Annotated in this window: 24 protein-coding genes; 10 read left to right on the forward strand and 14 right to left on the reverse strand. The window is 62.5% G+C overall.

Annotated features, from left to right (window positions below):
• The 12 genes from CO671_RS11425 to ccoN form a co-directional block, all read right to left on the reverse strand.
• Nucleotides 1-292, reverse strand: a 292-nt coding sequence (locus CO671_RS11425; protein WP_141514463.1) for a cytochrome c maturation protein CcmE, incomplete at its 3' end; no start/stop codon positions are given.
• Nucleotides 289-1,161, reverse strand: coding sequence for a c-type cytochrome biogenesis protein CcmI (gene ccmI, locus CO671_RS11430; protein WP_245424971.1), 873 nt, complete (start codon nt 1,159-1,161; stop codon nt 289-291). The genes CO671_RS11425 and ccmI, both read right to left, overlap by 4 nt.
• 98 nt (nt 1,162-1,259) lie before the next feature.
• Nucleotides 1,260-1,925, reverse strand: coding sequence for a cyclic nucleotide-binding domain-containing protein (locus tag CO671_RS11435; protein WP_097606013.1), 666 nt, complete (start codon nt 1,923-1,925; stop codon nt 1,260-1,262).
• Nucleotides 1,926-1,955: 30 nt separating this feature from the next.
• Nucleotides 1,956-2,114, reverse strand: a complete 159-nt coding sequence (gene ccoS / locus CO671_RS11440; protein WP_010029083.1) for a cbb3-type cytochrome oxidase assembly protein CcoS — start codon at nt 2,112-2,114, stop codon at nt 1,956-1,958.
• The gene (locus tag CO671_RS11445; protein ID WP_097606014.1) at nt 2,111-4,399 is read right to left on the reverse strand and encodes a cation-translocating P-type ATPase; all 2,289 of its coding nucleotides are present in this window, start codon (nt 4,397-4,399) and stop codon (nt 2,111-2,113) included. The genes ccoS and CO671_RS11445 overlap by 4 nt, the downstream gene beginning before the upstream one ends.
• The gene (locus tag CO671_RS11450; RefSeq protein ID WP_097606015.1) at nt 4,396-4,881 is read right to left on the reverse strand and encodes a FixH family protein; all 486 of its coding nucleotides are present in this window, start codon (nt 4,879-4,881) and stop codon (nt 4,396-4,398) included. The genes CO671_RS11445 and CO671_RS11450 overlap by 4 nt, the downstream gene beginning before the upstream one ends.
• A complete protein-coding gene (ccoG, locus tag CO671_RS11455) occupies nt 4,878-6,446 on the reverse strand; it encodes a cytochrome c oxidase accessory protein CcoG (RefSeq protein WP_097606016.1) in 1,569 nt (522 codons plus the stop codon). Before ccoG ends, CO671_RS11450 begins: the two co-directional genes overlap by 4 nt.
• Nucleotides 6,447-6,615: 169 nt before the next feature.
• A complete protein-coding gene (locus CO671_RS11460; protein ID WP_097606017.1) occupies nt 6,616-6,801 on the reverse strand; it encodes a hypothetical protein in 186 nt (61 codons plus the stop codon).
• 10 nt (nt 6,802-6,811) lie between these two features.
• Complete coding sequence (ccoP, locus tag CO671_RS11465; protein ID WP_097606018.1) at nt 6,812-7,675, reverse strand: cytochrome-c oxidase, cbb3-type subunit III; 864 nt, start codon at nt 7,673-7,675, stop codon at nt 6,812-6,814.
• 1 nt (nt 7,676) lies between these two features.
• Complete coding sequence (locus CO671_RS11470; protein WP_003568501.1) at nt 7,677-7,829, reverse strand: CcoQ/FixQ family Cbb3-type cytochrome c oxidase assembly chaperone; 153 nt, start codon at nt 7,827-7,829, stop codon at nt 7,677-7,679.
• Nucleotides 7,830-7,837: 8 nt separating this feature from the next.
• A complete protein-coding gene (ccoO, locus tag CO671_RS11475) occupies nt 7,838-8,572 on the reverse strand; it encodes a cytochrome-c oxidase, cbb3-type subunit II (protein ID WP_097606019.1) in 735 nt (244 codons plus the stop codon).
• A gap of 8 nt (nt 8,573-8,580) precedes the next feature.
• Nucleotides 8,581-10,203 (reverse strand): cytochrome-c oxidase, cbb3-type subunit I, encoded by a 1,623-nt coding sequence (gene ccoN / locus CO671_RS11480; RefSeq protein ID WP_097606020.1) that lies wholly within the window; start codon nt 10,201-10,203, stop codon nt 8,581-8,583.
• A gap of 237 nt (nt 10,204-10,440) precedes the next feature.
• On the opposite strand from ccoN, the gene CO671_RS11485 reads away from it, so the two are divergent.
• The 6 genes from CO671_RS11485 (at nt 10,441) to CO671_RS11510 (ending at nt 16,563) form a co-directional block, all read left to right on the forward strand.
• Nucleotides 10,441-11,172: a helix-turn-helix domain-containing protein gene (locus CO671_RS11485; RefSeq protein ID WP_097606021.1), complete on the forward strand. Its 732-nt coding sequence runs from the start codon at nt 10,441-10,443 to the stop codon at nt 11,170-11,172.
• A 26-nt stretch (nt 11,173-11,198) separates the two neighbouring features.
• On the forward strand, nt 11,199-13,124 hold the full coding sequence (locus CO671_RS11490) for a PAS domain S-box protein (protein ID WP_097606294.1): 1,926 nt from the start codon (nt 11,199-11,201) through the stop codon (nt 13,122-13,124).
• Between the two features lie 242 nt (nt 13,125-13,366).
• The gene (locus tag CO671_RS11495) at nt 13,367-13,810 is read left to right on the forward strand and encodes a pseudoazurin (protein ID WP_097606022.1); all 444 of its coding nucleotides are present in this window, start codon (nt 13,367-13,369) and stop codon (nt 13,808-13,810) included.
• Between the two features lie 58 nt (nt 13,811-13,868).
• Complete coding sequence (locus CO671_RS11500) at nt 13,869-14,396, forward strand: DUF1775 domain-containing protein (protein ID WP_097606023.1); 528 nt, start codon at nt 13,869-13,871, stop codon at nt 14,394-14,396.
• A 20-nt stretch (nt 14,397-14,416) separates the two neighbouring features.
• Nucleotides 14,417-16,012, forward strand: coding sequence for a copper resistance protein CopC (locus CO671_RS11505; RefSeq protein WP_097606024.1), 1,596 nt, complete (start codon nt 14,417-14,419; stop codon nt 16,010-16,012).
• 68 nt (nt 16,013-16,080) lie between these two features.
• The gene (locus CO671_RS11510; RefSeq protein ID WP_010028447.1) at nt 16,081-16,563 is read left to right on the forward strand and encodes an NUDIX hydrolase; all 483 of its coding nucleotides are present in this window, start codon (nt 16,081-16,083) and stop codon (nt 16,561-16,563) included.
• 27 nt (nt 16,564-16,590) lie between these two features.
• Here CO671_RS11510 and CO671_RS11515 read toward each other — a convergent pair whose 3' ends face one another.
• Both CO671_RS11515 and CO671_RS33705 read right to left on the reverse strand, forming a co-directional pair.
• Nucleotides 16,591-17,079, reverse strand: a complete 489-nt coding sequence (locus CO671_RS11515) for a hypothetical protein (RefSeq protein ID WP_097606025.1) — start codon at nt 17,077-17,079, stop codon at nt 16,591-16,593.
• Nucleotides 17,080-17,086: 7 nt separating this feature from the next.
• On the reverse strand, nt 17,087-17,242 hold the full coding sequence (locus tag CO671_RS33705; protein ID WP_016737102.1) for a hypothetical protein: 156 nt from the start codon (nt 17,240-17,242) through the stop codon (nt 17,087-17,089).
• A 96-nt stretch (nt 17,243-17,338) separates the two neighbouring features.
• On the opposite strand from CO671_RS33705, the gene CO671_RS11525 reads away from it, so the two are divergent.
• The 4 genes from CO671_RS11525 to CO671_RS11540 all read left to right on the forward strand — a co-directional run bounded on the left by CO671_RS11525 (nt 17,339) and on the right by CO671_RS11540 (nt 20,091).
• Nucleotides 17,339-17,887, forward strand: coding sequence for a cytochrome c oxidase subunit 3 (locus CO671_RS11525; protein WP_245424972.1), 549 nt, complete (start codon nt 17,339-17,341; stop codon nt 17,885-17,887).
• Complete coding sequence (locus CO671_RS11530; RefSeq protein ID WP_010028846.1) at nt 17,884-18,177, forward strand: hypothetical protein; 294 nt, start codon at nt 17,884-17,886, stop codon at nt 18,175-18,177. The genes CO671_RS11525 and CO671_RS11530 overlap by 4 nt, the downstream gene beginning before the upstream one ends.
• 101 nt (nt 18,178-18,278) lie before the next feature.
• Nucleotides 18,279-18,731 carry a cytochrome c gene (locus CO671_RS11535; protein ID WP_097606027.1) on the forward strand — a complete coding sequence of 151 codons (453 nt, stop codon included), beginning with the start codon at nt 18,279-18,281 and terminating at the stop codon, nt 18,729-18,731.
• A gap of 19 nt (nt 18,732-18,750) precedes the next feature.
• Nucleotides 18,751-20,091 carry a cbb3-type cytochrome c oxidase subunit I gene (locus tag CO671_RS11540; protein WP_097606028.1) on the forward strand — a complete coding sequence of 447 codons (1,341 nt, stop codon included), beginning with the start codon at nt 18,751-18,753 and terminating at the stop codon, nt 20,089-20,091.
• Nucleotides 20,092-20,118 lie beyond the last annotated feature (27 nt).

Raw genomic sequence — 20,118 nt, forward strand, 5'->3', positions numbered from 1 at the left:
CGCGGAACAGATCGGGAAGGATGCCGGTATATTGGACCTTGACCGCATTGGCGCTGCCGTCGGTGACGGCAAATTCCACCGTCGAGCCGGCGCCGCGCACGACGCTGCCCGCGCCCACCAGCCCGCCGAGCCGGATGCGGGTCTCAGGCGCCACCGGGGTCTTGGCCAGATCCGCCGGCATGTAGAAATAGGCCACCGACTGGCTGAAGGCGAACATCACCAACAGCACCGCCGCAAGGATGAAACCCATCCCGCCCGCGATCACCGCAAGGCGCTTCTGCTTGCGCGTCATCTCGAATCTCCTTGAGCTGTTATGCGAGGCTCCCGCGCCAAGGCGGTCAGCGGTTCTCCGCCATTGGCGGAAATATGTTGGTTGACGAGCGATAGCCAGGGCGCGCCGGCCGGCGACGATTTCGCCAGCGCCTCGAAATCTGCCAGCGCCTCGGCATGCCGTCCCGCCTGCTCGAAGCTGAGAGCGATGTGGAACAGTGCGCGCGGGTTTTTCGGTTCGAGCTGGAGGATCTGCCGCAGGATATCAAGCGTATCCGCGGTCACCGAGCCTTTTGCTTCGGCCATCAGGGCCTCGGCAAGACCACCCAGCCGATCCACATCGGGGCCGAGGATCCGCAGGGCGTTGCGATAAGCCGTTTTCGCCTCGGGCAACCGGCCGGTCCTGAGATAGACCGGGGCGATGACGCTCCACCCCCGCCCATCATCGGGCTGGCCCGCAAGATGGCGTTCCGTCCTGGCGATCAGAACTGCGAGTTTCTGGCCAGGATCTTCCAGTCGTGCCTGCAGCGGCTGCGAGGCCATGTCGGGCGAACCCAGCCGGGCATAAAGGCCGATGCTCGCGAGCGGAAGAACTGCGACGATGGCGAGCTTCGCCCATCGCTGCGCATGCGGCGGTTTCCGGCGGTGTTCAGGCTGCTGTTCGCTTGCCTTGAAGAGCCGCCGCGCAACTTCGGCACGGGCATATTCGTACTCGTTGCGCCCGAGCTGGTTCGTCTCCACTTCCCTGTCGAGTTCGCGAAGCTGGTCTCGATAGACCCGGCATGCGTCGTCGGCGCCACCGTCGATGCGGAAAGGGCCCGAAGCGAGCGGATGAAGAAGGGAAGCGATGACGGCAGTCGCGATGACCGCAAAAACAATCCAGATAAGCATGACGTCCAGGTGCCTTTTGCGCCTGAACATAACGGAGCAAGCGATCGTCACATTGACGCCGGTCAAATTCCGGCGCGGTTACCGCCCTGCTTCCGAGGTCAGCACGCTTTGCGCAGCAGATCGACGCTGTCGACCAGGACGACCTTGCCTCTGACTTCGACCCCTGCAGGAACGAGCGCGGCGAAAGCCCGGGAAAGGGCTTCGGGCGCGAGCCCGAGTTTGCCGGCCAGAATTCTCTTCCGATACGGCAGCCGAAACGTGGCCTGCAAGGCTGAGGCCGGGCATCGGCTGACGAGGTAATTGGCAACACGCTGCGCGGCCGTGTGCAGCCGGTCTCCGGCTATGCAATCCATCGCGCCGAGCAGATGCCGGGTCATGATGCGCATGACGTTGCGATGCATGACGGGATATCGGTCGGTGAGCGCCCGCAATTGCGAAAGTTCGAACAACGCGACCTCCGCGCCGTCTGCTGACCACGCGCTGTAGGCGTAGGCGCCGCCTCCTGACAGGAGATATTCGCCGAAAGTGTCGCCCGGTTCGCAGATGCAGATATCTGCCTCGCGCCCGGTGCTCTCCGACTTCGAAAGCCGCACGAAGCCGCGCATGACGCAATAGACGAAGGACGCTGGCTCGCCCTCGGCGATGATCCGCTCGTCCGGTGCGAAGCTCCGGAACCGAGCCGTGGCGACCAGTTCTTCCATCGTCGCCTCATCCAGGCCGTCGAACAGGTCAGACCGCAAAAGTATGGGATTTTTCGCAAGCATCGGTCGTCCTTTCGTTGGCCTGTGTGCGGTTCAAGATTTTTTCCGATCGGTCTCGTCCTCGGCGAGGATTCGCCAGGCGGCGCCCTCAAGATCGTCGTACTGGCCGCTCTTCAGCGACCAGAGGAATGCCAGCAGGCCCATTCCGCCCATCAGCAGCGCAATCGGTATCAGATAGATCAGCATGTTCATGCGGTTTTGACCTCCGCATTCCCGCCGGCGCGCGCTTCGGCCGGCAGGCCGGGCCGCTTGCCGAAGGCGTTCAACCGCAGCGCGTTCGTCACGACGATGATCGACGATGTCGACATGGCCACCGCCGCGATCAGCGGCGTCGCCAATCCGGCGATCGCGATCGGCACCGCCAGCACGTTGTAGCCGATGGCGAGGGCAAAGTTCTGCCGAATCAGGCTGGCGGATCGTCGCGCAATGGCGATCGCTTCCGGAACGGCATCGAGCCGGTCGTGGAAAAAGACGAGGTCGGCGGCCTGCCTGCCGATGTCGGATGCCGTGGCAGGCGCCATCGAGACATGCGCGGCGGCAAGTGCGGGAGCATCGTTGATGCCGTCGCCGACCATGAGCACCCGGTGGCTTTCGGCGCTCAGCTTGCGGCATTCCTCCACCTTCTGTTTCGGCGTCAGGACGCCCAGAGCCCGGTCGATACCGAGAGCCTGCGCAGTATTGTCGACGACGGTCTGCCTGTCGCCGGATAGCATCAGCGTTTCAAGGCCGGTTGCGGCAAGCTGGCGGACGGCCGAGACAGCCCCCGGGCGAAGCGTGTCGTCAAACAGGAAACGGGCGAGATCGGCGCCGTTCTTCGACAGGACCACTTCCGAAAACGGACTGTCGCCCGCGCGGGACGCGAGGTTATTTCCGCAAGCAAAGGCCCGGTTGCCCAGCCGATAGACGTCCGCGCCTCTCCAGGCTTCCAGTCCCCCGCCGGGGATCTCCGTGACCCTGTCGAAGGCGACGGAGGAAACGATCTCCATGTCCCGCACCAGAGCCTGAGAAAGGGGATGGCGTGAATGCGCCGCCAATGCGCAGGCGATGGCGGTATTGCCCGCGTCGATCGCGTCGGCCCGGATGAGGCGGGGCCGGCCCATCGTCAGGGTGCCGGTCTTGTCGAAGGCCACGATATCCGCCTCGGCCAGCCTTTCGAGCGCCGAACCGTCCTTGACCATGATGCCCCTGCGGAAAAGTTCGCCGGCGGCGACCACCTGGACCACCGGCACGGCAAGGCCCAATGCGCAGGGGCAGGTAATGATCAGCACCGCGACCGCGACCAGCATGGCCTGTTTCCAGTCGCCGCCGAGCACGCCCCAGGCGACGAAGGAGGCCAGCGCCAGCAGGTGCACGACGGGGGAATAGAGTGCTGCAGCCCGATCGGCGATCCGGCGATAGCGAGCCCTTCCGCCTTCGGCCGCTTCCATCAGGCCGATGATTTCCGAAAGAAGCGAATCTCTCGCCACTTTCGTCGCCCGCAGGACGAGCGAGCCGGTCAGGTTCATCGCACCCGAATTCACCGCGCTGCCTGGGGCGACGGCGACCGGGCTGCTCTCGCCGGTGACGATGGAGAGGTCGACGTCGCTCTCGCCGCTGACGACCTTGCCGTCGACGGGAACACGTTCGCCGGCCGCAATCGCGATGTCATCTCCGAGCGCGATCTCTTCGACCGCGACGTAGCGCCGCGATCCGTCCGGCATCATCAAGAGCGCCCCGCGCGGCGCCAGTCTGGCAAGCCCGCTGATCGCCGCGCGGGCCTTTTCCCGCATCACATGATCGAGGGTTCTGCCGATCAGCAGGAAGAACAGCAGGGACACCGAAGCGTCGAACCACGCATGTTCGCCATGATGCATGGTCTCCCACAGGGAGACGGCGTAAGACAGCGTCACCGCGAGCGAGATCGGAACGTCCATGTTGGTGCGCCCGCGCTTCAGCGCATTCCAGGCCGACTTGAAGAAGAAGCGTCCAGCATAGACCAGCGCGGGCGCCGCGATCATCGCCGAGACCCAGTGAAACATGTCGCGCGTCGCCGCATCGGCGCCCGACCAGACCGACACCGAGAGCAGCATGATGTTGGCGGCGGCAAAGCCGGAAACGCCGATCGCCAGCAGCAGCTGGTTCCGGATCCTGTCGGTTTCGGGCGCTGTCGACGTGATGAGATGCGCGCGGTATCCGGCCGCATTGACCGCCGCGAGCATTTCGGACGGATCGGTCGCCCGCCCGTCGATCTCCTCCTGATAGACGCAGCTAACCCGTCTGGCGGTGAGATTGACCCGGGCTTTCCGGACGAAGGCAAGCGCCGACAGCGCGCTTTCGATGGTCGATATGCAGCCGCCGCAATGGATGTCGGGTACGCTGAGATCGAGCTGGTGCAATCCGGCCCCGAGCGGATGGCTGGCAAGGCGGACTTCCTCGGCGCTGGAGGATGTCGCACTGAGGGCGAGAACGCTTTCGGTATCCATCGAGCAGCAGGTCATTGGCCGAACTCCGCAGTATCGAAGCGCTTGGCCTCATGCATGATGACCACGCCGTTCCGTCTCGATATGGCCTCGACGATCCAGTCGCCGCCGGCGACCTCATGATCGGCTTCGAACCGCCCCTCGCCGGTCTTGCGCAGCGTCAGGCTGAAATCCTCATGATCGCCGACCGGCCGTTTGAAGCTCAGCGTGACATCGTCGATGATCGCAGGCGCACCCCCCTTGTCGTGGATCTCGTAGCGGATCTCGCTGCCCTTGAGGGAGAAAGCGCCTTCGACACCGGAGGCGGCCATTGCCTTCATCGCTGCCGCCTTGCCGTTGAATTGCTGGCTGGCCACATAAGTATTTTCCACGACCAAGCCGCTCCAGCTGGACGAGGCATAGAAGGCCATGGTGACGTTGACGGCGATCACCACGGCGAAGAATGCCGAGATCGCAAGCAGCATGTGCCAGCCGGTAAAACCTTGAGTGGAAGCCTTCATTTCCCGTCTCCCGGTGCATTGAACGCCGCGCGATAGGTCGCCCGGTCGGCATGGCCCGTATCTTCGATGACGAAGAGGAATTCATTGATCTCGGCTCCGTCGGGCTTGCGTGTGACGAAGACCTTGAGCGTCGTGGCCGCGTCGGGTTCGGCATGGACGGTGAAGCTGCGGCCATCCTGCCGGCCGAATTCGGGAATGCGCATCGTGCCCCCCTCCAGCCCGACGAGGGTGATGGTGACGTCCCGCGGCGTTGGCACCATGTTGAGGACGCGCAGCGTATAGCCGTTGCGGATGGAGCCGTCGCTTTCCAGAACATATTGAGGGTTGCGGTCGTGGACGACGTTGAGCTCGAGCCGTTCGCGGAAGGCGAGATGGACGACCATGGCGATGCCGATCGATGCCCAGACAACGGCGTAGAAGACGATTCTCGGACGGAAGATGATGCGCCAGTCGAAGTGCCGGACCGCGGGGATGAAGCTTCCATCGTCGTTTCGGACCTTGGAGGGCTGGATGGCTGTCCGCCCTCCGTCCGTCGCAAGCGACATGTTGCTCGAATATTCGCTGAGCGTCGCATAGGCGATCAGACCGCGCGGTTTTCCGAGCTTGTCCATGACGCCGTCACAGGCGTCGATGCAGAGGGCGCAGGTGATGCATTCCATCTGCTGGCCGTCACGAATGTCGATCCCCATCGGGCAGACCGCGACGCAGGCATTACAATCCACGCAGTCGCCGACCGGCAGGCCTTTGGCCTGGGCCTTCTTGGTGTGGCGCGACCGCTGCTCGCCCCGCCAGTCATTATAGGTGACCACAAGCGAATTCTCATCGAGCATGGCGCCCTGGATGCGCGGCCACGGACACATATAGGTGCATACCTGCTCGCGCATGAAACCGCCGAGCACATAGGTCGTGGCGGTCAGGGTGGCGATCGTGGCATAGGCAGCGGCAGGAGCGCTGCCGGAAAACAGCGAAGCGGCCAGGCTCGGCGCGTCGGCAAAATAGAAGATCCACGCTCCGCCGGTGGCGACGCCGATCAAGAGCCAGATCGCGTGCTTGATCACCCGCTTGCGGAGCTTGTCGAAGGTGAAGGGGCCGGCGTCGAGCTTCATCCGCGCGTTGCGATCGCCTTCGATGGCGCGTTCGACGACGAGAAAAAGATCGACCCAGACAGTCTGCGGACAGGCGTAGCCGCACCAGGCGCGGCCGACCGCGGCGGTGACGAGAAAGAGGCCGAACCCGGCCATGACCAGCAGCCCCGCAACATAGTAAAATTCCTGCGGCCAGATTTCGATGAAGAAAAAGAAGAAGCGTCGCGAAGAGAGGTCGATGAGGATTGCCTGGTCAGGTGCAAAGGGACCGCGATCCCAACGGATCCACGGCGCGAGGTAGTAAATGCCGAGTGTGATCAGCATCACGATCCATTTGAACCGGCGGAATCGCCCCTCGGCGCGCTTTGGAAAAATCTTCTTGCGCGGCGCATAGAGAGGCTGGCGGTTGCGCCGGGCATTGACCGGCTCGACGCTGACGCGCTCGATGTCGTTTGGATCGGGGGCGGTATAAAGATTCATGGGACCTGTCCGGTTTCACCCGCTCTTGTCCCATCCGCGGCGCATCCGTTCCTTGATGCAGATCAAGAAAGACCTTTCCGGAAGCGAAAAGGCCACGCCCGGGGTAAGGGCGTGGCCGGAGGACAGCGGGGGAGAAACACCGCTGGGACGTCCTCGACAGGAGCTGACACTATCGGCTCGTCTGCTTGTGATCTTTGAGGCTGGTCAAACTTACGATCGAATTGCCGATCTTTGCCGGGTCGTCTTGCTCGGCAGACGGAGGTATCGGTGTAGCGCGCGCCGAGACACGCGATCGGATAACAGCGCGCGGCGTGCCGTAGAGACCGAGGATCGGATTGTGGTCATGAACTGTCATGGCTTTCTCCTTACGTGCCGCCGCCCAGCGAATGGACGAAAATGGTCAGCTCCTTGACCGTCGTGTCGCCGAGACGTCCCGCCCAGCCCGGCATGACGCCATGCTTGGGAGAGGCCACCTGGCGAAGAATGGCGTCTTCGCCGCGCGCCTTCAGCCAGATCGCGTCGGCAAGATCCGGCGCGCCCATTTCCGCCTTGCCTTTGGCGTCTTCACCGTGACATGCGGCGCAGTTGTCGATGAAGACCTGCTCTCCCGCCTCCGCGAGCGCGGGATCGGAGGGCGTATTGGTCAGTCCCCAGACATAGGCGGCGACCTGCTTCATCTGGATGGGTTGAAGAACATCGGTAAAGGGCGGCATCTCGGAAGCATGGCTCTCCGCATCGCCGTCGAAGCGGATCCCATGAGCGATCGTGGTCTGAATGGCATCGAGGTCCCCGCCCCACAGCCAGTCGTCGTCGTTGAGATTCGGGAATCCCGGCCCGCCGCTCGCGCCCGAGCCGTGGCAGGGCGCGCAATTCACCTTGAATGCCGACGCGCCGCCGGCGATGACGAATTCACGCAAAGCCGGATCCGCGTCGATTTCCTGCACCGTCTTGGCCGCGATCAGATCATGGAACTTCGTCTGGGATGCCTTGGCGAGATCGAGGTCCTGCTGCAGTTCGGCGCGCGTCGAGTAGCCGAAATAGCCTTTCGTGGCGGAGGTGATCATCGGGATGGCCGGATAGGCGATGGCATAGCCGATCGCCCACAGGATGGTGACGTAGAAGGTCCAGACCCACCAGCGGGGCATCGGATTGTTGAGCTCGCGGATGCCGTCCCATTCATGTCCGGTCGTTTCGACGCCGCTCAATTCATCGATATGTTTTTCCGACATCTCAATCGTCCTTCAAGGGAATATCGGCGGCTTCTTTCGCCGTCTGCTTGCTGCCTGGGCGAAGGGTGAACACGACCGCGCCGACGAAGAATGCCGCCATTGCCAGGAGGCCCCAGCTGTCGGCGAAGTGTCTCATTGCAGTATAGGTTTCCATGGATCCCCTCACCGGTAGCCGGTCGCGTCGTCATAGGTCGAGAAATCGACCAGCGTTCCGAGCATCTGCAGGTAGGACACCAGAGCGTCCATCTCGGTCAGCCTGGCCGGGTCGCCGTCGAAATCGCCGACCTTTGCCTTCGGATAGCGCGCAAGCAGGGCCGTCGTGTCCGCATTTGGATCGGCCTGAGCCCTCATATCGGCCTCGGCATTCGCCAGCATGTCGTCGTTGTAGGGCACGCCCACGTCCTCATTGGCCTTGAGGTCCATTCCGACACCCTTGACCGTCACCTCCTGCTCCTTGAGGAAGGCATAGCTCGGCATGATCGATTCCGGCACGACGGCGCGCGGATCTGCCAGATGCTGGACGTGCCATTCGTTCGAGTAGCGTGCGCCGACGCGGGCCAGATCCGGCCCCGTCCGCTTCGATCCCCACTGGAACGGATGGTCGTACATCGATTCCGCGGCGAGCGAGTAATGGCCGTAACGTTCGACTTCATCGCGGAACGGCCGGATCATCTGGCTGTGGCAGAGATAGCAGCCTTCGCGGATGTAGACGTTTCGTCCGGCGAGCTCGAGCGGCGTGTAGGGCCGCATGCCCTCCACTTTCTCGATCGTGTTCTGCAGGTAGAAGAGCGGTGCGATTTCAACGATGCCGCCAATGCTGACGACGAGCAGCGAGCCGACCAGAAGAAGCGTCGCGTTCTTCTCGAGGATCTTATGTTTATCAAGTATCGATGCCATGTCTCACCTCATTCGGCAGGCTGTGCCTGGGGCACGAAAGTGGTCGGGATTGCCGCCTCGTCGCGCAGCTGGCCGCGGATCGTCATCAACACGTTCCAGGCCATGACGAGGCCGCCCGCCAGGTAAAGCGCTCCGCCGACCGCACGCAGCACGTAGTAGGGGATCATCGCCGCGACCGTTTCCGCGAAGGAATAGACGAGGAAGCCCTGGGAATTGTATTCGCGCCACATCAGCCCCTGCTGGATGCCGGCAACCCAGAGCACGGCGGCGTAGATCACGATGCCGAGCGTTGCGAGCCAGAAGTGCCAGTTGACCATCCGCAGGCTGTAGAGACGCTCGCGCCCCCACAGTTTCGGCGTCAGATAGTAGATCGCCCCGAAGGTGATCATGCCCACCCAGCCGAGCGCGCCGGAATGCACGTGGCCGATCGTCCATTCGGTATAGTGGCTGAGCGAATTGACTGCCTTGACCGACATCATCGGGCCTTCGAAGGTCGACATGCCGTAAAAGGCGATGGCGACGATCATCATCCGGATGATCGGGTCCGTGCGGATCTTGTCCCAGGCGCCCGACAGGGTCATCAGACCGTTGATCATGCCGCCCCAGGAGGGCATCCAGAGCATGACCGAGAAGACCATGCCGAGCGTCTGCGCCCAATCGGGCAGCGCCGTGTAATGCAGATGGTGCGGGCCGGCCCAGATATACATGAAGATCAGGGCCCAGAAGTGAATGATCGACAGCCGGTAGGAATAGACCGGCCGGTTGGCCTGCTTCGGCACGAAATAGTACATCATTCCGAGGAAGCCGGCGGTCAGGAAGAAGCCGACGGCGTTATGGCCGTACCACCATTGGGTCAGCGCGTCCTGGACACCGGAGAAGAGCGAATAGCTCTTCGAACCGAGGAACGATGCCGGAACCGCCAGATTGTTGACCACGTGCAGCATCGCGATGGTGACGATGAAGCCGAGATAGAACCAGTTCGCCACATAGATATGCGGCTCTTTGCGCTTCAGGATCGTTCCGAGATAGACGGCGAGATAGGCAACCCAGACGATGGTCAGCCAGAGATCGACATACCATTCGGGCTCGGCATATTCGCGGGCCTGGGTGATGCCCAGCACATAGCCGGTCGCCGCCATGACGATGAAGAGCTGGTAGCCCCAGAAGACGAACCAGGCGAGCGTGCCGCCGAAGAGGCGCGCGCGACAGGTGCGCTGCACCACGTAGAACGACGTCATGATCAGCGCGTTGCCGCCGAAGGCGAAGATGACGGCCGAGGTGTGAACCGGCCGCAGCCGGCCGAAATTGAGATAGGGCGCGATGTTGAGGTCGGGAAAGGCCAGCTGCAGGGCAACTACGACGCCAACCAGGAAGCCGACCACACCCCAGAATACCGTGGCGATCAAGCCGTAGCGGATCACCTCGTCGAAATAGCCTGAGAGGTCGACTTTCCGCCGTTGGTCCGCCGGTGCGAAGTCGACCTTCCGCACAAGCAGCAGGGTTCCCGCAACCAAGCAGAGGCAAAGTATGCCCATATGGACCGCAAAGAGATGATCGTGCGCGAATGCGGCTGCGAGCAGCGCTAGAAACGCTGCGACCGCGACCACCATCGTTTCCGTCGTGTAATTCATGATGTCGTCCCCAGTGCACAGACGACCGCCTCGCGGCCGGCTTTCTCGGATTTCGAGGCAGGACTGTCACGAAGCCGGGAACGGCTCCTTGATCTACATCAACAAGCGGACTGGAAGCGGCGGACGAACCGCCGCTGTTACACACTGTTACAAACTTTCACCCTTTGGCACCGTCTGCTCATTCCCGTGTGACGCAGTGGCTTTCTACTGCACCCACTGCCACAGGGGGACACGACGATGCTGATGCAGAACAACCACGCGTTCGACAATGCCGAGAAGACGTTAGAAGCCCTTCATGCCGGCCAATCGCTGTCGTCGCTTTTCGTCAGCTCGGCGGCCGAGCCCGTCGCAGCCGGCAAGGCGATTTGCTGGGAGGGCGACAAGGCCAACCATCTCTTCCAGGTGGAAGAAGGCGTCGTCCGCTTGCATCGCATCATCGGCGAAGGTCGCCGCGTGATCACCGCGTTTCATTTCGCCGGCGATCTCATCGGCGCGTCGCTGCAAAACGATTTCCTCTTCACGGCCGAGGCCGTCACCGAATGCAAGATCCGCCGGATATCGCGCAAGAGCTTCCACGAAGAGGTCGCTCGGTCGAATGCGCTCGGCCCGGCCTATATCTCGCTGCTCTGCCAGGAGGCGGCCGCTGCGCATGAACAGATGGTGCTGCTGTCGAAGAAGAACGCCGAGGAGCGCCTCTGCAGCTTCATTGTCAAGCTTGCATCCCGCCGCAACCCGCAGCCGCGACAGGGTCTGCTGCGCGTCCCGATGAACCGCCAGGACATTGCGGACCATCTCGGCCTGACCATCGAGACCGTATCCCGCACGATCACGAAACTTGCGTCGCGCAACATCGTTGTTCCCGAGGGCAGGCACGACCTCAGGATCGTCAATCTCGGCCGGCTGGTACAGTTGTCGGGCGACGCTGATGATTTTTCGGAGGATTCCTGTCATAGGGTCAACCTGCACTGATGCAACAAGCCGCAGGATCGACGTTCATGCCCCATCGCCTCGTGTCACCCAGAACCGCATCGCCGCAGGAGCTGGATGCCATGGTGCACGTGCTCGACGGCGCAGATATCCTCGTCCATCGTTTCGATGGGACGATCACGCATTGGTCGATCGGTTGCGAGAACATGTATGGCTGGGCAAGAGAGGAGGCCGTCGGCGAGAAGGTCTACGAACTGCTGGCGACCAAGTTCCCCGAACCAGCGGAAAACATCCGCGACCAGCTGAAATCGCGCGGCTTCTGGCAGGGTGAGATCATTCACCGCCACAAGGGCGGCCACGAGATTCATGTCGCGTCCCGCTGCGTGCTGGTCAATCTGTCGGACGGAGAGCTTGCCGTCATCCAGACGAACAGCGACGTCAGCGCCTTGCGGCGGGCTCAGGAGGCAGTCAAGTCTCGTGAGGCGCACCTCAGTTCGATCCTCGACACCGTCCCTGATGCCATGGTAGTGATCGACCACAAGGGTACGGTTCTGTCATTCAGCAAGGCTGCCGAAAAACTGTTCGGCATGCCGGCGGATCAGATTTGCGGCCGTAACGTCAGCAACCTGATGCCCAACCCCTATCGCGATGCCCACGACGGCTATATCGACCACTACATCGAAACCGGCGAAAAGCGGATCATCGGCTACGGGCGCGTTGTAACAGGCCAGCGGGCCGACGGCTCGCAATTCCCGATGGAACTCCATGTCGGCGAGGCGACGGCCAACGGCGAGCGGATCTTCACCGGCTTCGTCCGGGACTTGACGAGCCGCTTCAAGATCGAGGAGGATCTTCGCCAGGCGCAGAAGATGGAGGCGATCGGACAGTTGACCGGGGGCCTCGCCCACGACTTCAACAACCTCCTCACCGTCATCAGCGGCAACCTCGAAATGATCGAGGACAAGCTGCCGCCCGGCAGCCTTCGCGACATTCTCAGGGAGGCCCAGGCCGCCGCGCAGGACGGAGCTGTCCTGACGGGCCAACTGCTGGCCTTCGGCCGGCGCCAGCCGTTGAACCCGAAGCATGCCGATCTCGGTCAGCTCGTCAGCGGCTTTGCGGATCTGCTGCGGCGAACGCTCGGAGAAGATATCCGGCTGTCGACCGTCATCGACGGGTCGGGCCTCGATGTCCTCGTCGACAGCTCGCAGCTTCAGAACGCCATTTTGAACATCGCCCTGAACGCGAGGGACGCCATGCCGAAAGGTGGCAGTCTGACGACGACGATTTCGCGGGTCCATCTCGATGCCGATTATGCAAAAATGTATCCGGAGGTGCGCAGCGGCAACTTCGTCCTCGTCACCATGACGGATACCGGCACCGGCATGACCGAGGAAGTCAGGAAGCGGGCGATCGAACCGTTTTTCACCACGAAGGAAGTCGGCTCGGGCACCGGTCTCGGGCTCAGCATGGTTTATGGTTTCGTCAAGCAATCGGGCGGGCACCTCCAGCTTTACAGCGAGGTGGGACGCGGCACGACGGTTCGGATATATCTGCCGGCGGTCAACGGGGCGAAGCCTCGCGAATCCGCGCCGGATCAGGGCGCCGGCGAGAGCCAGCTGCCGCGCGGGAACGAGATGGTGCTGGTGGTCGAAGATGACGCCCGCGTCCGCCGCGTGGCCGTCGCCAGGCTCGCTTCGATGGGCTATACGGTGCGCGAAGCCGAGAACGGCCACCGCGCCCTCGATCTCCTCAGGGAAAATCCCGACATCGCGCTGCTGTTTACCGACATTGTGATGCCGGGCGGGATGACGGGTGACGAACTCGCACGAGAGGTGCGCATCTTGCGGCCCGACATCGCCGTTCTGTTCACCTCGGGATATTCCGAGCCGGGTCTTGCGGGCAAAGGCATCGTTCCCGGCGCACAGTGGCTGCGCAAGCCCTATACCGCAAGGGAACTGGCGTTGAAGCTCCGCGAGCTTCTCGACGCGAAGTGAGCTCAGACTTGCGGCCATCCCGAATGATCCCGCAGCGCCGGCGTTCGCCGAGCCTGCGTGTCCTCCGGGGATGCTGCATCGCTCGCGGGCGGCCATATTCCTCAAGGCGCTGGGCAAACAGCTGAAAATTCGGATCGTCGGCTTTTTTTCCCGAGTTTGACGGGCGTCAAAGAACCCAGTTCCGGCATCTCCTAGAACAGATTCATGAGGCTGATCGAGCCTCGCAGAACAGGAGATTGCAAATGCGTTTGAAATTCGGTCTGATCGCTGCAGCGGCAGCCTTGATTGCCTCGGCAGCGCCGTTGATGGCCGCCGACCACCAGGTTCAGATGCTCAACAAGGGCTCGGACGGCGCGATGGTGTTCGAGCCCGGCTTCCTGAAGATCGCCCCCGGCGACACCGTCACCTTCATTCCCACCGACAAGAGCCACAATGTCGAGACCTTCAAAGGCCTCATTCCGGATGGCGTTGCCGAATTCAAGTCCAAGCCGAACGAACAATATCAGGCGAAATTCGATGTTCCGGGCGCCTATGTCCTGAAATGCACGCCGCATGTCGGCATGGGCATGGTTGCCCTGATCCAGGTCGGCGACGGCCCGGCCAATCTCGAAGCGATCAAGATCGCAAAGGTGCCGAACATGGTGCGCAAGCGGCTCGATGCCGAGCTCACACACATCACCCAGTGATCAACGGCAGGTGCGGATGGCCGCGCTTGCGCGCCATCCCGCACAATGGAGAACCATGATGTTCAAGCCCATGACGATTGCTTTCGTGGCGGCTGTCTGCCTCGCAGGCGCAGCCGATGCTCACGTCACCCTCGAGCAGAGCCAGGCGCCGTCAGGCAAGGCGTACAAGGCAGTGCTTCGCGTCGGACACGGATGCGAGGGCAAGGCCACGGTCAAGATCCGCGTGAAGATCCCGGAGGGGCTGCTGTCGGCAAAGCCAATGCCGAAACCGGGCTGGACTGTCGAGAAGGTCAATGCGGCCTATGAAAAGAGCTATGACCTGCACGGCAAGCCCGTGAAGGAAGGGGTGGGCGAGATCACCTGGTCCGGCGGCAATCTCGCCGACGACGAATATGACGAGTTAGTATTCCGCGCGACGGTCGCGAAGGAGATTCCGGCCAAGACCCGCATTTACGTTCCGGTCGTCCAGGAATGCACGGAAGGCGCCGTCGAACGCTGGATCGACATTCCCGCGGCAGGCAGGTCGTCCGACGACTACGAAACCCCTGCCCCGTTCTTCGACGTGGTCGAACAACCGCGTTCGTGAGCGGGCGAGAGCCGTCGATCATGTGGTGCTCGGTAGGCAACCTCGCGACACGGCTCATTCAGGCGGCCTGCGCGGCCGCCATCATCGCGATGGGCACGTTTCTGCCGACCGGCGCGCTTGCCCACGCCACACTGATAAGTTCGACGCCGGCCGCCAACGAGACACTGGACCGGCCGCCCGCCGAGATCGAGCTGCATTTCAATGAGCCGGTCCGGGTCCTGCGGGCGACAGCAACCGACGGCCGTGGCGTCAATCAGGAGCTGAACGCCGCGGCATCGGGGTCCGCTGTCCGATTGCGATTTGCAAATTCGGATATCAGCGGTACCGCGATCGTGAGCTACCGCGTCGAGTCGGAGGACGGCCATCCGATCGGCGGCGCCCTCCTATTCCATGTCGGCGCCGCCACCGCAGGATTGCCCGTTGCGGTCGGCGAGCGGGCGGATCCTTTTTTGCCGATTGCCATCTGGCTCGCGCACACCGCCACCGTGCTGTTGCTGGCATTCGTGGTCGGCGGCGCCGTTTTCGACCGCTGGCTGGCCAGGGGCCGCGGCCCGGCGGGTGTCGCCACGGCCTTGCTGCCCGGAAGCGCGCTCTTGGCGGCGGGCCTCTATCTGCAGGGACTGGACGAAACGGGAGATGGCCTTGTCTTCGCCGGCGCTGAGCCGTTCAGGATCGCCCTGCAAGGCAATGCGGCAATTTGCGCCGGCCTGTTCTTTCTGTCGTTCCTGGCCGTCATACTTCCCTTCGCCGGCGTCAAAATCGCCGGCCGCATCCTTGCCGTCGTTGCCCTGATGCTGGCAGCGAGCTCCTTCACCTTCAGCGGGCATTGCAGCGTGGCCGATCCGCGTTGGCTGGCGAGGGTCGCGATATTTCTCCACAGCGCAACGCTGCTGTTCTGGATAGGAAGCCTGCTACCGCTCTGGCAGCTCTGCCGGACGCCACTGAAGCTGCGCCCGCTGGAGAGCTTCTCGCGAAACATCCCGTTTGCGTTCATCATGATGATCGTTGCCGGATTCGTGCTGGCGGTGGTGGAGCTTCCGGCGCTTGGCCAGATCCTGTCGTCGCTCTACGGCCGGATTCTCGTCGTCAAGATCATGTTCGTCGCCGCTCTTTGCGTGCTGGCCGCCTATAACCGCTTCTGGCTGACCGGCGCGACTTTGGCGGGCGACGCGGTTGCGAGAAGACGGCTGCGGCGAAGCATCCTCTTTGAAGTCATCCTGGCCGTCGCGATTATCGGCGCGGCCGGCCTCTGGCGGTTTGCCGGGCCGGACCAGGCGGAAGCCGCCGAGGTTTCGGCAATGGCGTCCGTGCATCTGCATGCCGACGAGGTGATGGCGCAACTCGAGCTGGAAGCCGGGAGCAACGGGAGCGCAAATATTCACGTCGCCGTCATGGCTGCCGATTTCGGCGCGCTCGATCCCCGGCAGGTCGTTCTTCGCCTGAAAAACCCTGGATCGGCAATCGAGCCGATGAAGTTCCAACTGACCAGGGCGCCGGAGGGCGGATGGGAGGCGAGCGGCCTTCCGGTGAGGGATCCGAATGGCTGGCTGGCCGATCTGGAAGTGCTCATCGACGATTTCCATTCCGTCCATCTTGAAGGCAGCCTGTCGGAATAGCGGCCATGGCGGAAATTCAACCAAGGCGTCTACTTGCCTGAAATAAACAACCGACCCATCTTTGAGGGATGCACAAGGCGCCGACACTCCTGTCCGAGCTTGCCGGCCATGCCGAGACGATCCTCCTCGGCAAGGCGCTGGAGCAATTCGGCGCACTTTGCCTGCGGGAGGGACCCGGCGGCGGTTCCGAAGTTCTGCTGATCACGACGCGCGAAACCGGCCGGTGGACCATCCCCAAGGGCTGGCCGATCAAGGGGCTGGCGCCCCATGAGGTGGTCGAGCGCGAAGCCTGGGAAGAGGCGGGTGTGAAGGGGCGGGCGAAGAAACGCGCTTTCGGCTGTTTCTCCTATCTCAAGACGCTTCAGGATGGCAGGCAGGTGCCGTCATTCGTGACGGTTCACATCATGACGGTTCGTCGCACCAAGGCCAACTTCCCGGAACGGCGGGAACGCACGCTCGCCTGGATGCCGCCTCTCGAGGCGGCCTCATTGGTGAACGAGCCGGAATTGAAAAGCCTGTTCCGGCGCGTCGAACGGCAAGCGCTTTCTTAAACGTTGAGAACCGAAATCCGTCCTGGCTCAGGCGGCTTCTGTCTGATCGATTGCATTATCCGGACGCGCTGCAGCCGCCATGGCCCGCTGCACCAATCGCATGATTTCGCGTTCCGACCTGATATGGCCGCGTATCGAGCAGAAGAACGAGCGCAGCTGGTATCCGACCGCTTCCCATGACAGCCGGCAGCGCCCCTCACCCAGGCTTTCCAGGGTGATGACGATGTCCTGCGCGGCGCCATGATCGAACAGGCGCCCGACCCGCCGGCGTTCTTCCGCCTCGGCTCTTTCCCCGGCGTCCATGATCACGCCGAGCCCCGCCGAGATCAGGCGCCTTTCAAGCTCATGCGTTGTCAGCAGCAGCGGAAGCAGGCCGCTTGAGATCCGGCCGCAGAGGTGTTCGTCGATGTGGCAAGGCAGGAAATCGGCGACGGCCTGGAGCACGTCGCACCAGGACATCAGCTGGTCGTAGCAGCTTTCGAGTTCTGTGAGATCGGTCGGGATCGGTGTCTTCATGATGGTATTACCTCTGCAGGAACAGGCTCGCGGCGATCGCGATTGACGCGAGAACCGCCGAGATCGTGCCCGTCCGCTGCAGCACGCCCATCCGATAGAGGGCGATTGCGAATACGATGATCACGGGGGTTGCTATCGACAGTCCTATTTGCGCGTCGGTCATCAGGATCTCCTTTCGGCAGACCCTAGGCGTTCCGACCGGCCCACTCTTTGCGATCGGTCAAAGAGTGGGCGCGATATCGCCCCTATGGTCGCAGCCATGACAGCGATGATTTCATCCGAGCCCCACGGCCAAGCCCCACCCCAGAGCGACGATCTGCTGGTATGGATCCTGGCGTGGAGCGAACTCGTGGCCTTTGCGGCGCTGTTGACGGGCTTCGTCATGGCGTCGTGGTTCCAGCCGGAGCTATTTGCGGCCGGAAAGGCCAGGCTTCATCAGGATATCGCCCTTGCCAATACCGTAATCCTGCTGGTGAGCGGCTGGTTTGCGGCGCTCGCCGCGCGCTCCGGCACCGCACGGCGGCAACGCCTGGCCCTGCTTGCTGCGGCCGCCGGCGGGATCTTGTTCGTCGCTCTCAAACTTTACGAATATCGGGCGGAAGGTGCATCGTTGCTTGCCGAGGACGCCTTCTCGCAGCTCTACGTCCTGATATCAGGATTTCACCTGGCGCATGTCCTGTTCGGAGCCCTGGTCCTCGCGCTGATGGCTCGTTTCCCATCGCCTGAGAATATCCATCTCATGACGACCCTCTGGCATGTCATCGACATCGTCTGGCTGGTCATGTTCCCGGTGGTCTATCTTCTATGAAGACGGGCAACAGGCTGGCCGCTCCGTCGCGGGCGCTGATCCTCCTGCTGATACTGACATCCTGCGTCTTCGCGGCGTCGGTGCTGTTGTCAGGCGCTGCGGCAAAACCTGGACTGGCGCTTTCCGCCGCGGTGATTGCGCTGGTCAAGGTGCGCCTGGTCGTCTCCGACTTCCTCGGTCTGCGCATCAAGGGTTCGCCGCTCGGTCTCTCTCTGACCCTGTGGGCGGCGGCCGTGCTCGCCGCAGCTTTGGTCCGAGCCTTCGCATTCTCGGCAGTCTTTGCGAATTAACAAAGACCCGTCGCCGCCTTTCCGTCATCCAGGGGGCGTGAGCCTGTGGCTCCGTTTTCGACGTCACGGCGGGCTCCGCCACCGACATGAAAGGATCATCGATGGCTGAACGCCTGACAAAAACCGCGGCCCGAAACGTGTTCTACGGCGGATCGGCCTTCTTCTTCGCCATATTCGTCGGGCTGACGGCCCACAGCCACTATTACATCAGGACCGTTTCGACCGACGAGACGAAGCTGACCGAGAGCGTCGGCAGGGGCAAACACGTCTGGGAGAAGAACGCCTGCATCAACTGCCACACGCTGGACGGCGAAGGCGCCTATTTCGCACCCGAGCTGTCCAACGTCTGGATACGCTGGGGCGGCGACAAGGATCCGGCAAGCGCCCGTGAGGCGCTCCACGCCTGGATGGCGGCGCAACCCTCCGGCATCGAGGGCCGCAGGCAGATGCCGCAATTCAATCTGACCGAAGAAGAAGTGAACGATCTCGCGGACTTCCTCGAATGGGTCAGCAAGATGAACACGCAGGCGTGGCCGCCGAACCAGGCGGGCTGACGGGCGAGAGGACCAAGCAATGAAATACAAGACACAAAGCGTCGCCATGCTCTATTTCTACGGAGCGCTCGGCCTTTTCATGGCGCAGCTGCTGTTCGGCGTCCTGGCGGGAACGATCTACGTTCTGCCGAATACGCTGTCGGTCGAGCTGCCGTTCAACATCGTCCGCATGATCCACACGAACGCGCTCATCGTCTGGCTGCTGATGGGCTTCATGGGCACCACCTATTTCCTGCTTCCGGAGGAGTGCGAGACGGAACTCTACAGCCCGAAACTCGCCATCGCGCAATTCTGGATCTTCCTGGTGGCCGCCGCGGTCGCCGTCATCGGTTACCTGTTCCACATCCACGAGGGCCGCGAGTTTCTCGAGCAGCCTTTCGCCATCAAGGTCGGCATCGTGCTCGTGGCCTTGATGTTCCTGTTCAACGTGACGATGACGGCCTTGAAAGGGCGCAAGACCACCATCACCAACATCCTGCTGTTCGGGCTCTGGGGTGTGGCGATCTTCTTCCTCTTCGCCTTCTACAATCCCGTCAACCTGGCGCTGGACAAGATGTACTGGTGGTATGTCGTCCATCTCTGGGTCGAGGGCGTCTGGGAGCTGATCATGGCCTCGGTCCTCGCCTTCCTGATGATCAGGCTGAACGGCATCGACCGGGAGGTCATCGAGAAATGGCTCTATGTGATCATCGGCCTGGCGCTCTTCTCCGGAATTCTCGGCACCGGCCATCACTACTACTGGATCGGTGCGCCCGGATACTGGCAGTGGATCGGCTCGCTTTTCTCGACGCTCGAGGTCGCCCCCTTCTTCACGATGGTGATTTTCACCTTCGTCATGACCTGGAAGGCCGGCCGCAAGCATGAGAACAAGGCGGCGCTGTTGTGGTCGATCGGATGCTCGGTCATGGCCTTCTTCGGCGCCGGCGTCTGGGGCTTCCTGCATACGCTGTCCTCGGTGAACTATTATACGCATGGCACGCAGGTGACGGCGGCGCATGGGCACCTCGCCTTCTTCGGCGCTTACGTCATGCTCAATCTGGCGGCGATGGCCTATGCCATTCCTCAGATCCGCGGCCGTGCGCCTTATAATCAGTGGCTTTCGATCACGAGCTTCTGGATCATGTGCACGGCGATGTCGGTCATGACCTTCGCCCTCACCTTTGCCGGCATCATCCAGGTTCACCTGCAGAGAATCCTCGGCGAGGCCTACATGGACGTGCAGGACCAGCTCAGCGTCTTTTACTGGGTCAGGCTCGGCTCCGGCGTCTTCGTCTTCATCAGTGCGCTGATGTTCATCTGGTCGGTCCTTGTCCCGGGCCGCGCCCGCCTGCCCGACGCCATCGCACAGCCCGCCGAATAGGCGGGCTCCCCCTCTTGGAGAACAGAG

It is taken from the genome of Rhizobium sp. M10 (assembly GCF_002531955.1).
Classification (GTDB): domain Bacteria; phylum Pseudomonadota; class Alphaproteobacteria; order Rhizobiales; family Rhizobiaceae; genus Rhizobium; species Rhizobium etli_C.